Source organism: Pseudomonas sp. 09C 129, from assembly GCF_002843625.1.
Classification (GTDB): Bacteria; Pseudomonadota; Gammaproteobacteria; order Pseudomonadales; family Pseudomonadaceae; genus Aquipseudomonas; species Aquipseudomonas chlororaphis.
Map to the genome: position 1 here is coordinate 2,456,638 of NZ_CP025261.1, position 15,008 is coordinate 2,471,645.

Consider the following 15,008-nt stretch of genomic DNA (forward strand, 5'->3'; position numbering starts at 1 on the left):
CAACACTCAAAAACTGCTCAAGGACGGGCTTATGCGCACAGGGATGCTGGCGTTGGCGGCGGGGCTTTTGTGCCTGCGCTTTTTGCCGGCGCTACCAGCGATCGGATGGCTGGCAGTGCTACCGGTAGTGGCCTTGATGCTGTTGCCGTTTCGCACCTATCCATTGGCCCTTTTTCTGTTGGGCCTGGCGTGGGCCTGCATCAGCGCGCAATGGGCGCTGGATGATCGTTTGGCGGAACCGCTCGACGGGCAAACTCGCTGGCTCGAAGGTCGAGTGGTGGGGCTGCCGCAGCAGGCCGAGGGGCTGGTGCGTTTCGAGCTGGAAGACGGGCGGGCGCGGCGCGGCCGGATCCCGCAACGCCTGCGTCTGGCCTGGTATGGCGGGCCGTCGGTGCACAGCGGCGAACGCTGGCGCCTGGCGGTGAAGCTCAAGCGACCTGCCGGCCTGGTCAATCTGCAGGCCTTCGATCACGAGGCCTGGCTGCTGGCCCAGCGCATCGGCGCCACGGGTACGGTCAAGGATGGGCAATTGCTGGCCGCCACCCGGGAGAGTTGGCGTGCGCGCATTCGCCAGCGCTTGCTGCAAGTCGATGCCCACGGGCGCGCCGGCGGCCTGGCGGCCCTGGTACTGGGCGACGGTTCGGGGTTGAGCCAGGAAGACTGGCGTGTCTTGCAAGACACCGGGACCGTGCACCTGATGGTGATTTCCGGGCAGCACATCAGCTTGCTGGCCGCAGTGATGTACGCCCTGGTGGCGGGGCTGGCCCGCTACGGCCTGTGGCCCGGACGCTGGCCCTGGCTGCCCTGGGCCTGCGGGCTGGCATTCGCCTCGGCCCTGGGGTACGGGTTGCTGGCGGGGTTCGATGTGCCGGTGCGCCGTGCCTGTGTGATGGTGGCCCTGGTGCTGATCTGGCGCCTGCGCTTTCGCCACCTGGGCGCCTGGTGGCCGTTCTTGCTGGCATTGAATGCGGTGCTGTTGTTCGAGCCGCTGGCCAGCCTGCAGCCAGGCTTCTGGCTGTCCTTTACCGCGGTGGCGGTGCTGATCCTGATCTTTGGCGGGCGCCTGGGGGGCTGGCGCTGGTGGCAGTCCTGGACCCGTATTCAATGGTTGATCGCCATCGGCCTGTGCCCGGTGCTGCTGGCGCTGGGGTTGCCCATCAGTCTCAGCGGGCCGCTGGCCAATCTGCTGGCGGAACCCTGGATCAGCCTGCTGGTGCTGCCGCCGGCGTTGCTCGGCACCTTGTTGCTGGCGGTGCCTTACCTGGGCGAAGGTTTGCTCTGGCTGGCCGGTGGCTTGCTGGACCTGCTGTTCCGCGGCCTGACCCTGCTGGCTGCCCAGTGGCCGACGTGGGTAGCGCCGGCCATACCGCTCTGGGCCTGGAGCATCAGCGCGCTGGGAGCCTTGCTGCTGTTGCTGCCTGCGGGCGTGCCGCTGCGTCCCTTGGGCTGGCCGATGCTGCTGTTGGTGGTGTTCCCGCCGAAAAACACGCTGCCATATGGCGAGGCGGAAGTCTGGCAACTGGATGTCGGGCAGGGCCTGGCGGTGCTGGTACGGACTCGCGAGCACGCGATGCTGTATGACGCCGGTCCGCGTTTGGGGGACTCCGACCTGGGCGCGCGGGTGGTGCTGCCGTCTTTGCGCAAGCTGGGCGTCGCGCGCCTCGACCTGATGCTGCTCAGCCACGCCGATGCCGATCATGCCGGTGGCGCCGAGGCCATTCAGCGAGGCTTGCCGGTGGCCAGGCTGGTCAGCGGCGATCCCGAGGGTTTGCCGGCCTATTTACCGGCAGAGCCTTGCGCCAGCGGCGAGCAGTGGCAATGGGACGGGGTGCGTTTTTCCCTGTGGCAATGGGCGGGTGCGCAGAACGGTAACCAGAAGTCCTGCGTGATGCAGGTCGAGGCCCAGGGCGAGCGTTTACTGCTGACGGGGGATATCGATGCCCTGGCCGAACGCGCCTTGCTGGATACCCCGCTGGCCGTCGAGACCCACTGGTTGCAGGCGCCGCACCACGGCAGCCGCAGCTCGTCGTCCGCGGTCCTGCTCAAGGCCCTTGCGCCTTCGGCGGTGCTGATCTCCCGTGGGCACGGCAATGGGTTTGGTCATCCGCACCCGCAGGTCGTCGAACGTTATCGCCAGCAAGGGACCGCCATTTACGACAGTGCGGAGCAGGGAGCGCTGCGGCTGATGCTGGGCACTTACACCGAACCGACGAGCCTGCGGGCGCAGCGGCGCTTTTGGCGCAAATGGCCACTATCTCCTTAAATAACCGTGAGTTATTAAAGCCTGAAGGCATGCGACATCAGGTTCTTCGGTGCATTCGGCCCCTATGTTAGAGTGGCGCACTTTTTCGAGGGGACTGTCACTGTGTGGGAATTGGTCAAATCCGGCGGCTGGATGATGTTGCCGATCATTCTGAGTTCCATTGTCGCGGTCGGCATCATTGCCGAGCGTCTGTGGACCCTGCGGGCCAGCCGCGTTACCCCGCCTCATCTGCTGGGCCAGGTGTGGCGCTGGATCAAGGACAAACAGCTGAACAAGGACAAGCTCAAGGAGCTGCGCGCCCATTCGCCCCTGGGCGAGATCCTGGCCGCCGGCCTGGCCAACTCCAAGCATGGCCGCGAGGTCATGAAAGAGTGCATCGAGGAAGCCGCCGCCCGGGTCATCCACGAACTGGAGCGCTACCTCAATGCCCTCGGCACCATCGCCGCCATGGCCCCGCTGCTGGGCTTGCTGGGTACGGTGCTGGGCATGATCGATATTTTCAGCTCGTTCATGGGCTCGGGGATGACCACCAATGCCGCGGTGCTGGCCGGTGGTATCTCCAAGGCGCTGATCACCACCGCGTCCGGCCTGATGGTCGGTATTCCGGCAGTGTTCTTCCACCGTTTCCTGCAACGCCGGGTCGATGAGCTGGTGGTTGGCATGGAGCAGGAAGCCATCAAACTGGTCGAAGTGGTGCAGGGTGACCGCGACGTCGATCTGGCCGAGGGCAAAGCGTGAAATTCCGCCGCAAGCCACGGGAAACCATCGATATCAACCTCGCGTCGTTGATCGATGTGGTGTTTATCCTGCTGCTGTTTTTCGTCGTGACCACCACCTTTACCCGGGAAACCCAGTTGCGCGTCGAGTTGCCGGAGGCCGTCAGCGGCTCGCCGGCCGAAGACCAGCAGACCAAACAACTGGATATCGCCATCAGCGCCGACGGGGTGTTTTCGGTGAACAACCAGGTGCTGCCCAAGAGCGACCTGGCCAGCCTGATCGAAGCCTTGCAGAAGGAGTCGGCGGGCGACACCAACCTGCCGCTGTCCATCAGTGCCGACGGCAAGGCCCAGCACCAGGCCGTCATTACCGCGATGGACGCCGCCGGCAAGCTCGGTTTCAGCCATCTGCGCATGACCACCGTCGAGGCGGCGCCAGCACCCTGATGGCCATGTCCGATCGCTTGCTCGCTGCCTGGTACAACGGCCATCCCGCGCTGAAACTGCTGCAGCCCCTGGAGTGGCTCTATCGCCGGGTGGTGGTGCGCAAGCGCGAACGCTTCCTGGCCGGTGAGGGCAATGTTTACCAGCCGCCGGTGCCGCTGGTGGTGGTCGGCAATATCACCGTGGGCGGTACCGGCAAGACGCCGCTGATCCTGTGGCTGATCGAGCATTGCCAGCGCAGCGGGCTGCGGGTCGGCGTGGTCAGCCGTGGTTACGGCGCCAAGCCGCCGCAGTGGCCATGGCGGGTCGCCGCCGAGCAGAGCGCCGCAGTCGCCGGCGACGAGCCTTTGCTGATCGTCCAGCGCAGCGGCGTGCCGCTGATGATCGACCCCGATCGCAGTCGCGCCGTGCGAGCCCTGCTGGCCGCCGAGCCGCTGGACCTGATTCTCTCCGACGACGGCATGCAGCATTACCGCATGGCCCGCGACCTCGAACTGGTGCTGATCGACGCCGCGCGCGGGCTGGGCAATCGGCGTTGCCTGCCGGCCGGGCCGCTGCGCGAGCCGGTCGAGCGCCTGCAAAGCGTCGACGCAGTGCTCTACAACGGCGCCAGCGACGATCGCGAGGATGGCTTCGCCTTTCGCCTGGTGCCCACCGCCCTGGTCAATCTGCAAAGCGGCGAGCGCCGCGGGCTTGAGCACTTCGCGCCGGGGCAGGCATTGCATGCGGTAGCCGGTATCGGCAATCCGCAACGTTTCTTCACTACCCTTGAAACGCTACACTGGCAGCCTGTCCCGCATGCTTTCGCCGACCACGCCGAATACAGCGCGCAGGCGCTGAGTTTCACTCCGTCGTTACCGCTGGTCATGACCGAAAAGGATGCGGTGAAGTGCCGTGCCTTCGCGGCTCCCGACTGGTGGTACCTGGCGGTGGATGCTGTGCCATCCCCGGCCTTCGTGGCCTGGTTCGATACGCAGCTGATGCGCCTGTTGCCCGCTCGTCTTCTGCCTTAACGCTTCTATCCAGGGAATTCTCATGGACACCAAATTGCTCGATATCCTCGCTTGCCCGATCTGCAAGGGACCGCTCAAGCTCAGCGCCGACAAGACCGAGCTGATCAGCAAGGGCGCCGGCCTGGCCTATCCGATTCGTGATGGCATCCCGGTCATGCTGGAAAGCGAAGCCCGCACCCTCAGCACCGACGAGCGCCTGGATAAATGACCACAGCCTTTACCGTTGTCATTCCAGCCCGATTCGCCTCCACCCGCCTGCCGGGTAAACCGCTGCAGATGATCGCCGGCAAGCCGATGATCCAGCACGTCTGGGAACAGGCCTGCAAGAGCGCCGCCCAGCGTGTGGTGGTAGCGACTGACGACGCGCGAATCGTCGAAGCCTGCCAGGGCTTCGGCGCCGAAGCGGTGTTGACCCGCGAGGACCACAACTCCGGGACCGATCGCCTGGCGGAAGTCGCCAGCCAGCTGGGCCTGGCCGCGGATGCCATCGTGGTCAATGTCCAGGGCGACGAGCCGTTGATCCCGCCGGCGGTGATCGACCAGGTGGCCGCCAACCTGGCCGCCCACACTGAAGCGAGCATGGCCACCCTGGCCGAGCCGATCGAGGACGTCGAGACCCTGTTCAACCCGAACGTGGTCAAGGTGGTCAGCGACATCAATGGTCTGGCGCTGACCTTCAGCCGCGCCACCTTGCCGTGGGCGCGCGACGCCTTTGCGAAGAATCGCGACCTGCTACCGGAAGGCGTGCCTTATCGCCGCCATATCGGCATCTATGCCTACCGCGCCGGCTTCCTGCATGACTTCGTCAGCTGGGGTCCGTGCTGGCTGGAGAACACCGAGTCGCTGGAGCAGTTGCGGGCCTTGTGGCACGGCGTGCGTATCCATGTCGCTGATGCCCTGGAAGCCCCGCCTGGTGGTGTCGATACCGCCGAAGACCTTGAGCGCGTTCGTCGCCTGCTGGAGGCCTGATGCGGGTTCTGTTTGTCTGCCTGGGCAATATCTGCCGTTCGCCGACGGCGGAGGGCGTACTGCGCCACAAGTTACGTGAAGCGGGGCTGGCCGACCGGGTCGAAGTCGCGTCCGCGGGGACCGGCGAATGGCACATCGGCAAGGCGCCGGACAAGCGCAGCCAGCGCGCGGCGCTGTTGCGCGGCTACGACCTGTCGGCCCAGCGCGCGCAGCAAGTCAGCAGCGCGGACTTTGCTCGCTACGACCTGATCCTGGCCATGGACGAGAGCAACCTGCGCAACCTCAAGGCGCTGCAGCCGGCCCAGGGCAAGGCCGAGCTGGACCTGTTCCTGCGCCGCTACGAGGCGGCGGTGGACGAAGTGCCGGATCCTTACTACGACGGTGAACAAGGTTTCGAGCAGGTGCTGGACCTGATCGAGTACGCCAGCGACCGGCTGGTGATCGAGCTGAAGGGGCGGCTATGAGCTTGCATCTGCAGTCCCAGGTTTCCCTCAAGCCTTTCAACACCTTCGGCGTCGATGTGCGCGCGCAGCTGTTCGCCGAGGCCCACAGCGACGCTGACGTGCGTGAGGCGCTGGCCTGTTCGGCGCAGCATCGACTGCCGCTGCTGGTGATTGGCGGCGGCAGCAACCTGCTGCTGACCGCGGATATTCCAGCGCTGGTCTTGCGCATGAGTACCCGCGGTATTCGTCTGCTGAGCGACGATGGCCAGCAGGTAGTAGTCGAAGCCGAAGCGGGTGAAACCTGGCATCCCTTCGTGCAGTGGACCTTGCAACAGGGCTTGTCCGGCCTGGAAAACCTCAGCCTGATTCCGGGGACTGTGGGCGCCGCACCGATGCAGAACATCGGTGCCTACGGGGTTGAGATCAAGGATGTGTTCGCCGGCCTCACCGCACTGGATCGGCAGAGCGGCGAGTTGCGCGATTTCAGCCTGGAGGAATGTCAGTTCGCCTACCGCGACAGCCTGTTCAAGCAAGAGGCCGGCCGCTGGCTGATTCTGCGGGTGCGTTTTGCCCTGGCCCGCAGCGAGCATCTGCATCTGGAATATGGCCCGGTGCGCCAGCGCTTGAGCGAGCAGGGCATCGAGCAGCCGACGGCCAGCGATGTCAGTCGCGCCATTTGCAGCATCCGCAGCGAAAAACTGCCGGACCCGGCGGTACTGGGCAATGCCGGCAGTTTCTTCAAGAACCCGGTGGTGTCCGCTGCGCTGGCGGCCGAGATCAGGCAGCGGCATGCGGGGCTGGTGGGTTATCCACAGGCGGACGGGCAGGTGAAGCTGGCCGCTGGCTGGTTGATCGAACAGGCGGGCTGGAAGGGCTTCCGCGATGGCGATGCCGGGGTGCATCGTTTGCAGTCGCTGGTGCTGGTCAACTATGGCGGTGCCACGGGCTTGCAGCTGTTAAGCCTGGCACGAAGGATCCAGCAGGATATTGCCGAGCGCTTCCATGTTCAGCTGGAGATGGAGCCCAATCTCTATTGAGCCTGTTGAGCTAAGCTCAAGACGCGCCAGCAAAGCCTTGCACGGGTTCACACCCTGCAAGGCTTTTTTGTTAATTGCGGCTTAACTTAGCCTGCTAACAATGCAACTATTTGTACCCCCAAAGGCCCGGTGAAGACTCCCCGTCTTCATAAGAGAGCCCATTAGCCTGAGTCGATCTGCTCCTGCAAGTCGTTGTACTCAACGGCAGATTGCTCGACCCCATAAACGGAAAATATGCGGGCGTGCCCATGATTACCCTGAAACTCAACGGTCAAGATCACCCACTGGATGTCACCGAGGACATGCCGCTGCTCTGGGCTATCCGCGACGTGGCGGGCTACAACGGCACCAAGTTCGGTTGCGGCATGGGCCTGTGCGGCGCATGCACCATCCATATCGACGGCTCCCCGGCGCGCAGTTGCATCACGCCGATCGGCTCGGTGGTCGGGCAGAATGTCAGCACCATCGACAACCTGCACAGCGACCCGGTCGGCAAAGTCGTGCAGCAGGCCTGGCTGGACAGCGCGGTGGCCCAGTGCGGCTACTGCCAGGGCGGGCAGATCATGTCGGCCACTGCCTTGCTCAAGGTCAACCCCAACCCCAGCGACGAACAGATCGAGGCCGCCATGGTCGGCAACATCTGCCGCTGTGGCACCTACAACCGGATCAAGACGGCGATCCGCCAGGCCTCCACCCACCTGAAGGAGGCCAAGGCATGAGCCAGCTGCCGAATGATTTTGCCCTGAGCAACCTCAGCCGCCGCGGTTTTCTCAAAGGCGTCGGAGCTACCGGCGCACTGGTGCTGGCGGCCAGCTGGGGCTGGCAGGACGCTTTCGCCGAAGAGAAGAAGTTCGGTGCCGACGGCATGCCCAACGGTTGGGTCGATGACCCCAAGGTGTACGTGAGCATCGCCGCCGATGGCAGTGTGACCGTGCTCTGCAACCGTTCGGAAATGGGCCAGGGCGTGCGTACCAGCCTGAGCATGGTGGTCGCTGATGAACTGGAGGCCGACTGGGCCTTGGTGAAGGTCAGGCAGGCGCCGGGCGACGAGGCGCTGTTCGGTAACCAGGACACCGACGGTTCGCGCAGCATGCGCCATTGGTACGGGCCGATGCGGCGCTGCGGTGCGGCGGCGCGGACCATGCTCGAGCAGGCGGCGGCCGAGCAGTGGAAAGTCCCGCTGGCCGAGTGCCGGGCGCAGTTGCATAAAGTGGTCCACCAGCCGAGCGGCCGTGAACTGGGCTACGGTGCCCTGGCTGCCGCGGCGAGCGCCCTGGCGGTGCCGGCCCGCGACAGCCTGCGTCTGAAGCAACCCAGCGAATTCCGCTACATCGGCAAGGAGGGCACCCGCGCCATCGACGGTGCGGACATCGTCAATGGCCAGGCGGTCTACGGCGCCGACGTGCATTTCGACGGCATGCTCTTCGCGACGGTTGCGCGCCCACGGGTCTATGGCGGCAAGGTCAAATCCTTCGATGGCGGCGCGGCGCTGAAGGTGCCGGGCGTGATCAAGGTGGTGCAGATCGACAGTCGCCCGCTGCCTTCCGAGTTTCAGCCGCTGGGCGGCGTGGCGGTGATCGCCAGCAATACCTGGGCGGCGATCAAGGGCCGTGATGCGTTGAAGATCGAGTGGGACGATGGCGTCAACGCCGGCTACGACTCGATTGCCTACCGCAAGGAACTGGAAGCCGCGGCGCTCAAGCCCGGCAAGGTAGTACGCAGCACCGGCAATATCGACGACGCCATGGGCAGCGCCGACAGCAGCCTGGAGGCCTCCTACTACCTGCCGCACCTGGCGCAGGCGCCGATGGAACCGATGGTCGCCGTGGCGCGCTTCAAGGACGGCCAGTGCGAAGCCTGGGCTCCGAGCCAGGCGCCACAGGTGACCCGCGAACGTATTGCCGAGCGCCTGGGCATTCCCTTCGACAAGGTGACGGTCAACATCACCTTGCTCGGCGGTGGCTTCGGGCGTAAATCCAAGCCCGACTTCATCCTCGAGGCGGCGATTCTCGCCAAGGAAGTGCCGGGCAAGGCCGTGCGGGTGCAATGGACCCGCGAAGACGACATTCACAACTCCTACTTCCACACCGTGTCGGCGGAATACCTCAAGGCCAGCCTGAACAAGGACGGCATGCCGTCCGGCTGGCTGCACCGCACCGTGGCGCCGAGCATCACCGCGCTGTTCGCCCCGGGCATGAACCATGAGGCCGCCTTCGAACTGGGCATGGGCTTTACCAACCTGGCCTATGCGATTCCCAACGTGCGCCTGGAAAACCCCGAGGCCGCTGCGCATACCCGGGTTGGCTGGTATCGCTCGGTGTCGAACATCCCCCACGGTTTCGCCATCCAGAGCTTTGTCGACGAACTGGCCCATAAGGCGGGCCAGGACCCGTTGAAGTACCAGCTCAAACTGCTCGGGCCGGATCGCCGGATCGATCCACGGACCTTGAGCGAAGAGTGGAACTACGGTGAGTCGCCGGAGCGTTACCCGATCGACACCGCCCGTATGCGTGGCGTGCTGGAGACCGCGGCCAAGGCGGCGGGCTGGGGCCGCAGCCTGCCCAAGGGCCGCGGCCTGGGGCTGGCGGTGCATTACAGCTTCGTCACTTACGTGGCGGCGGTGATCGAGGTCGAGGTCAAGGATGATGGCACCTTGATCGTGCACAAGGCCGATATCGCCGTGGACTGCGGTCCGCAGATCAATCCCGAGCGTATCCGCTCGCAGTTCGAGGGCGCCTGTGTGATGGGCCTGGGCAATGCGGTGGTGGGCGAGATCAGCTTCAAGGACGGCAAGGTCCAGCAGGACAACTTCCATATGTATGAAGTGGCGCGCATGTCCTTGGCGCCGAAGGAAGTCGCCGTGCACCTGGTGACGCCACCAGGCGATGTGCCGCTGGGCGGTGTCGGTGAGCCGGGCGTGCCGCCGATCGCGCCGGCCCTGTGTAACGCGATCTTTGCCGCCACCGGCAAGCGCATTCGCAACCTGCCAGTGCGTTACCAGCTGCAGGGCTGGCAACAGGCGGGCAAGGCCTGATGGACAGCGTTGATCTGAATGTCCTGCGCAGCGTGCTGGAATGGCGTCGCGCGGGGCAGCGCGTGACCTTGTACAGCGTGGTCCAGACCTGGGGTAGCGCGCCGCGGCCACCGGGGGCCATGCTGGCTTTGCGCGAAGACGGCATGGTGATCGGCTCGGTCTCGGGCGGTTGTATCGAGGACGACCTGATCGCCCGTTTGCACGATGGACGCCTGCCTCTGGACGGGCCGCCGGTGCAACTGGTGACCTATGGCGTGACCCGCGAGGAGGCCGCGCGTTTTGGCCTGCCGTGCGGCGGCACCTTGCGCCTGACCGAGGAGCGGGTTGGCGATCCGGGCTGGGTCGCGGAACTGCTGGCTCGTTGCGAGGCGCATGAAATCGTCGCCCGGGAGTTGAACCTGAGCAGCGGTGAAGTACTGCTAAAGCCGGCCAGCAAAACCGACGTGCTGAGCTTCGATGACACCACCCTGCGGGCGATCTATGGCCCGCGCTGGCGGCTGTTGCTGATCGGCGCCGGGCAGTTGTCGCGGTATGTGGCGGAAATGGCGCGGCTGCTGGACTTCGAAGTACTGATCTGCGATCCGCGCAAGGAGTTTGTCTACGGTTGGGAAGAGCAGCACGGGCGTTTTGTGCCGGGAATGCCGGACGATGCGGTGCTGAATATCGAGACCGACGAGCGTACGGCCATTGTCGCGCTGACCCATGACCCCCGGCTGGATGACATGGCGCTGTTGACCGCGCTCAATTCCCGGGCGTTTTACGTCGGGGCGCTGGGCTCTCGGATCAATAGTCAGAAGCGTCGGGAGAATCTGGCCCAGCTGGGGCTGGAGCCGCAGGCCATCGAACGCTTGCACGGGCCCATCGGCCTGCATATCGGCAGTCATACACCGGCGGAGATTGCCCTGTCGGTGATGTCGGAGATCGTCGCCATCAAGAACGGCATCGACCTGTTGCAGAAAAAGCCGCCTCAAGTCACTGCGCAGGTGAGTGCGTGAGCGAGTCGCTGTGCGCGGTCATCCTGGCCGCGGGGCAGGGCAGTCGTTATCGGCAGGCGGCGGGGGGCGGGCAAGACAAGTTGCTGGCTCCATGCCTGGGACGAGACGCGGTGATCAGGCCGGTAGTCGAGCAGGTCCTGAGGAGTTTGCCCGAACTGCTGACCCGTAGAGTCATGGTGACAACGCCGGACCGAACCGAGGTGATTGCCTTGGCTGAAGCCTATGGCTGCCAGGTGGTGCTTCTGGATTCGCCGGGCATGGGCGACAGCCTCGCGGCGGCCGTCGCAGCCCGCGCCGATGCCAGTGGCTGGCTGGTGGTGCTGGGGGACATGCCCTTTATCCTGCCGTCGAGTATCGAGAGCGTGCTGCAAGGGCTGAGCGAGCAAATGATCCGGGTGCCTGTTTATAAGGGGACCTATGGTCACCCGGTGGCTTTTGGCGCGGCCTTTGGGCAGGCGTTGCAGGGCCTGACCGGGGATCGAGGAGCCAGGCCGCTGTTTGCCGTGGGGCAGGTCGTCGAGGTGGAACTGACGGATGCAGGCGTGTTGTGGGATGTGGATACGCCGCAGGCGTTGGTTTTTACCGGTTGAGATCGCTGGGCTCGCTTTCGCGGCGAAGATGTTGATCGAAGAATTGCAGGCATGAAAAAGCCCCGCCTGGGTGACCAGGCGGGGCTTTTTATCGGGCTAGGAATCAGACGAGGGGTTTAGGCTCGTGCTCTTCTTCCTGGGCCTTGGGCTTGTGCTCTACCACTTCTTCGACGGAGCGCGGGGCTTCGTCGGCGGCAGGCGCAGGTTGCTCGATGGCCAGTTCGGCAGCAGGAGCTGCCTCGACCGCCTCGGCAACCACCGGCGCAGGCTCGGCGGCCACTACGGCTTCTACCGGAGCTTCAGCGGCAGCAGCGGCAGCCAGTTCGGCTTCCTTCTGCAGACGCTCGGCTTCGCGCTTGCGACGACGCACTTCACGCGGGTCGTTTGGCGCGCGACCGGTGCTGGTCAGGGCGCTGGCCGGAGCGGCCTCGACAACCGGTGCAGCCACTTCGGCGACAGGTGCCTCGACCGGCGCTGCCGGTGCGGCAGCCACAGGCTCGGCAACTACAGGTTCAGCAGCCACGACTGCTTCAGCCACAACTTCTGCGACTGGCGCAGGCGCTTCGGCAACGATCGCCCCGGCGGCACGCTCGAAGGTACGAGGCGCTTCCTGGGCTGGCTCTGCCGCTGGTGCTTCGGCGACTGGCGCTTCGACCACTGGCTCGGCAACGACTGCAGGTTGTTCTGCAACAATTGCAGGTTGTGCAGCCTGTTCTTCGTGCTGTTCTTCACGAACCTGGGCGACTTCAACAGCCGGTGCTGCTGGAATCTCTACCGCAGTGGTGGCCTCGACGACCGGTGCTTCGACGGTCGGTGCAGCTTCCTGGACGGCAGCGGTGGCACGTTCGGCCTGCTCGTGAGCCTGGGCTTCGGCCGGGGCGCTGATCACGGTGCTGGCAACGGCAGCAGTTACCGCCAGGCCTGCGGCCAGATCGGCGCTGCTTGGCTCTTCGCTGTTTTCTTCCGAACCTTCGATCACATTGCCGTTGGCGTCACGCTGACGCTCACGACGGTTGCTGCGACGACGCTGGCCACGGGAGCGGCGGCGTGGGCGATCGCCCTCGGCGTTCTCCTGACCGTCTTCCTGCAGTTGCTCTTCGTTCGGCAGCAGCTCTTCTTCAGCTACGGCAGCGGCCTGTTCGGCGCGAGGTTGGCGCTCTTCACGCGGTGGGCGCGGTTGACGCTCTTCGCGTGGCTGACGAGCCGGGCGTTCTTCGGCGGCAGCGGCAGGAGCAGCGTCCAGCGGTTCGCGCAGTTCACGCACGCGTTCTTCGCGCTCGCCGCGTGGCTTGCGGTCTTCACGTGGTGGGCGTGGTTGACGCTCTTCCCGTGGCGGACGTGGCGCGCGCTCTTCGCGAGCGGTGGCCTGGACTTCCTCGCGAGCCTCTCGGACTTCGCGTGGCTGACGCTCTTCGCGGGCTTCGCGTGGTGCGCGCTCTTCACGAGGGGCGCGTTCTTCGCGTGGCTTGCGCTCTTCGTCGCGGCGACCGTTGCGATTGCGGCTCTGCTGACGACCGTTGCGGCGTTCTTCGTTGCGCGCAGGACGCTCGGTGGCTGGTTTTTCAACCACGACCGGAGCGGCTGGCTCTTCCTTGGTGGCGAACAGGCTGACCAGGGATTTCACCAGACCCTTGAACAGGCTTGGCTCGGCAACGGCGGCCGGAGCGGCAACCGGGGCGGCGGCCACTTCGGTTGGAACCGGTGCATTGGCGCGGGCTGGAGCGGTCTTGACGGCGGCTTCCTGGCGAACCAGGGTGCGGGTCGCGGCGGCTGGCTGGACTTCTTCGGCTTCGGCAGCGGCAGCGGCGATTTCGTAGCTGGACTGGTTGATGCCGGCTTCCGGGCTGTCATCACGCAGACGCTGGACTTCGAAGTGCGGCGTTTCGAGATGGTCGTTCGGCAGAATGACGATACGAGCACGGGTGCGCAGTTCGATCTTGGTGATCGAGTTGCGTTTTTCGTTGAGCAGGAAGGCAGCAACCGGAATCGGCACTTGGGCGCGAACTTCGGCGGTGCGGTCTTTCAGGGCTTCTTCTTCGATCAGGCGCAGGATCGCCAGCGACAGCGATTCGACGTCGCGGATGATGCCGGTGCCGTTGCAGCGTGGGCAGACGATGCCGCTGCTTTCGCCGAGGGATGGACGCAGGCGCTGGCGGGACATTTCCAGCAGGCCGAAGCGCGAGATGCGACCGACCTGGACGCGAGCGCGGTCGGCTTCCAGGCATTCGCGGACTTTCTCTTCCACGGCGCGCTGGTTCTTGGCCGGGGTCATGTCGATGAAGTCGATGACGATCAGGCCGCCGATGTCACGCAGGCGCAACTGGCGAGCGATTTCTTCCGCTGCTTCCAGGTTGGTCTGCAGGGCGGTTTCCTCGATGTCGCTGCCTTTGGTGGCGCGCGCCGAGTTGATGTCGATGGACACCAGGGCTTCGGTCGGATCGATAACGATGGAGCCGCCGGAAGGCAGTTCGACGACGCGCTGGAAGGCGGTTTCGATCTGGCTTTCGATCTGGAAACGGTTGAATAGCGGAACGCTGTCTTCGTACAGCTTGATCTTGCTGGCGTACTGCGGCATCACCTGGCGGATGAAGGTCAGGGCTTCGTCCTGGGCTTCAACGCTGTCGATCAGCACTTCGCCGATGTCCTGGCGCAGGTAATCACGGATGGCGCGGATGATCACGTTGCTTTCCTGGTAGATCAGGAAAGGCGCTGCGCGGTCCAGCGAGGCTTCTTTGATGGCGGTCCAGAGTTGCAGCAAGTAGTCGAGGTCCCACTGCATTTCTTCGCTGCTGCGGCCCAGGCCGGCAGTGCGAACGATCAGGCCCATGTCGGCAGGGGCGACCAGGCCGTTCAAGGCTTCGCGCAGTTCGTTGCGCTCTTCGCCTTCGATGCGACGGGAGATGCCACCGGCACGCGGGTTGTTCGGCATCAGCACCAGGTAACGACCGGCCAGGCTGATGAAGGTGGTCAGGGCTGCGCCCTTGTTGCCACGTTCTTCTTTTTCGACCTGAACGATGACTTCCTGGCCTTCGCTCAGGACGTCCTTGATATTGACGCGGCCTTCGGGAGCTTTCTTGAAGTATTCGCGGGAGATTTCTTTGAGGGGCAGGAAGCCGTGGCGCTCAGAGCCGAAATCGACAAAGGCAGCCTCGAGGCTTGGTTCGATGCGAGTGATACGGCCTTTATAGATGTTGGCCTTCTTCTGCTCGCGTGCACCGGATTCGATGTCCAGGTCGTAGAGGCGTTGGCCATCTACCAGTGCAACACGCAACTCTTCGGGTTGAGTTGCGTTAATCAGCATTCTTTTCATGTAGTACCGTCGGTTTCCGGGCTGCCGGAAACGGCGTTCGGCACACACGACTTCTCACGGTCGGTGTCAGGTGCGTCAGGAGCGGTTGGCCGCTCCAGTGTCTAGCGAAATCCGACCAGTTGGGGCGAACTCGCGACTCACGCGTCCTGCTTGCTGGGGTGACAAAAGGCACCTCTTAAGCAAAAGCTCAATCA

13 protein-coding genes are annotated in these 15,008 nt (G+C 64.7%); 12 read left to right on the plus strand and 1 reads right to left on the minus strand.

Going from position 1 to position 15,008, the window contains the following annotated elements; translation table 11 throughout:
- Nucleotides 1-31: 31 nt before the first annotated feature.
- From CXQ81_RS11260 to CXQ81_RS11315, 12 genes are all read left to right on the plus strand, one after another.
- On the plus strand, nt 32-2,263 hold the full coding sequence (locus CXQ81_RS11260; RefSeq protein WP_101337219.1) for a DNA internalization-related competence protein ComEC/Rec2: 2,232 nt from the start codon (nt 32-34) through the stop codon (nt 2,261-2,263).
- A 102-nt stretch (nt 2,264-2,365) separates the two neighbouring features.
- Nucleotides 2,366-3,001 carry a MotA/TolQ/ExbB proton channel family protein gene (locus CXQ81_RS11265; protein ID WP_173679740.1) on the plus strand — a complete coding sequence of 212 codons (636 nt, stop codon included), beginning with the start codon at nt 2,366-2,368 and terminating at the stop codon, nt 2,999-3,001.
- Nucleotides 2,998-3,426: a biopolymer transporter ExbD gene (locus tag CXQ81_RS11270; RefSeq protein ID WP_007931660.1), complete on the plus strand. Its 429-nt coding sequence runs from the start codon at nt 2,998-3,000 to the stop codon at nt 3,424-3,426. Before CXQ81_RS11265 ends, CXQ81_RS11270 begins: the two co-directional genes overlap by 4 nt.
- Nucleotides 3,426-4,436 carry a tetraacyldisaccharide 4'-kinase gene (lpxK, locus tag CXQ81_RS11275; protein ID WP_101337221.1) on the plus strand — a complete coding sequence of 337 codons (1,011 nt, stop codon included), beginning with the start codon at nt 3,426-3,428 and terminating at the stop codon, nt 4,434-4,436. Before CXQ81_RS11270 ends, lpxK begins: the two co-directional genes overlap by 1 nt.
- Nucleotides 4,437-4,458: 22 nt before the next feature.
- Entirely contained in the window at nt 4,459-4,644 is a 186-nt protein-coding gene (locus CXQ81_RS11280) for a Trm112 family protein (RefSeq protein WP_007931663.1), read from the plus strand.
- A complete protein-coding gene (kdsB, locus tag CXQ81_RS11285) occupies nt 4,641-5,405 on the plus strand; it encodes a 3-deoxy-manno-octulosonate cytidylyltransferase (RefSeq protein ID WP_007931665.1) in 765 nt (254 codons plus the stop codon). Before CXQ81_RS11280 ends, kdsB begins: the two co-directional genes overlap by 4 nt.
- The gene (locus tag CXQ81_RS11290; protein WP_007931667.1) at nt 5,405-5,869 is read left to right on the plus strand and encodes a low molecular weight protein-tyrosine-phosphatase; all 465 of its coding nucleotides are present in this window, start codon (nt 5,405-5,407) and stop codon (nt 5,867-5,869) included. Before kdsB ends, CXQ81_RS11290 begins: the two co-directional genes overlap by 1 nt.
- Nucleotides 5,866-6,885: a UDP-N-acetylmuramate dehydrogenase gene (gene murB / locus CXQ81_RS11295; RefSeq protein WP_007931669.1), complete on the plus strand. Its 1,020-nt coding sequence runs from the start codon at nt 5,866-5,868 to the stop codon at nt 6,883-6,885. The genes CXQ81_RS11290 and murB overlap by 4 nt, the downstream gene beginning before the upstream one ends.
- 248 nt (nt 6,886-7,133) lie before the next feature.
- Nucleotides 7,134-7,604, plus strand: coding sequence for a (2Fe-2S)-binding protein (locus CXQ81_RS11300; protein ID WP_007931672.1), 471 nt, complete (start codon nt 7,134-7,136; stop codon nt 7,602-7,604).
- Nucleotides 7,601-9,919, plus strand: a complete 2,319-nt coding sequence (locus CXQ81_RS11305; RefSeq protein WP_101337222.1) for a xanthine dehydrogenase family protein molybdopterin-binding subunit — start codon at nt 7,601-7,603, stop codon at nt 9,917-9,919. The genes CXQ81_RS11300 and CXQ81_RS11305 overlap by 4 nt, the downstream gene beginning before the upstream one ends.
- Nucleotides 9,919-10,914, plus strand: coding sequence for an XdhC family protein (locus tag CXQ81_RS11310; protein ID WP_101337223.1), 996 nt, complete (start codon nt 9,919-9,921; stop codon nt 10,912-10,914). The genes CXQ81_RS11305 and CXQ81_RS11310 overlap by 1 nt, the downstream gene beginning before the upstream one ends.
- Complete coding sequence (locus CXQ81_RS11315) at nt 10,911-11,504, plus strand: NTP transferase domain-containing protein (RefSeq protein WP_101337224.1); 594 nt, start codon at nt 10,911-10,913, stop codon at nt 11,502-11,504. The genes CXQ81_RS11310 and CXQ81_RS11315 overlap by 4 nt, the downstream gene beginning before the upstream one ends.
- 103 nt (nt 11,505-11,607) lie before the next feature.
- Here the strand turns inward: CXQ81_RS11315 and rne are convergent, their stop codons facing one another.
- Nucleotides 11,608-14,814 (minus strand): ribonuclease E, encoded by a 3,207-nt coding sequence (gene rne, locus CXQ81_RS11320; protein WP_101337225.1) that lies wholly within the window; start codon nt 14,812-14,814, stop codon nt 11,608-11,610.
- Between the last annotated feature and the right edge of the window lie 194 nt (nt 14,815-15,008).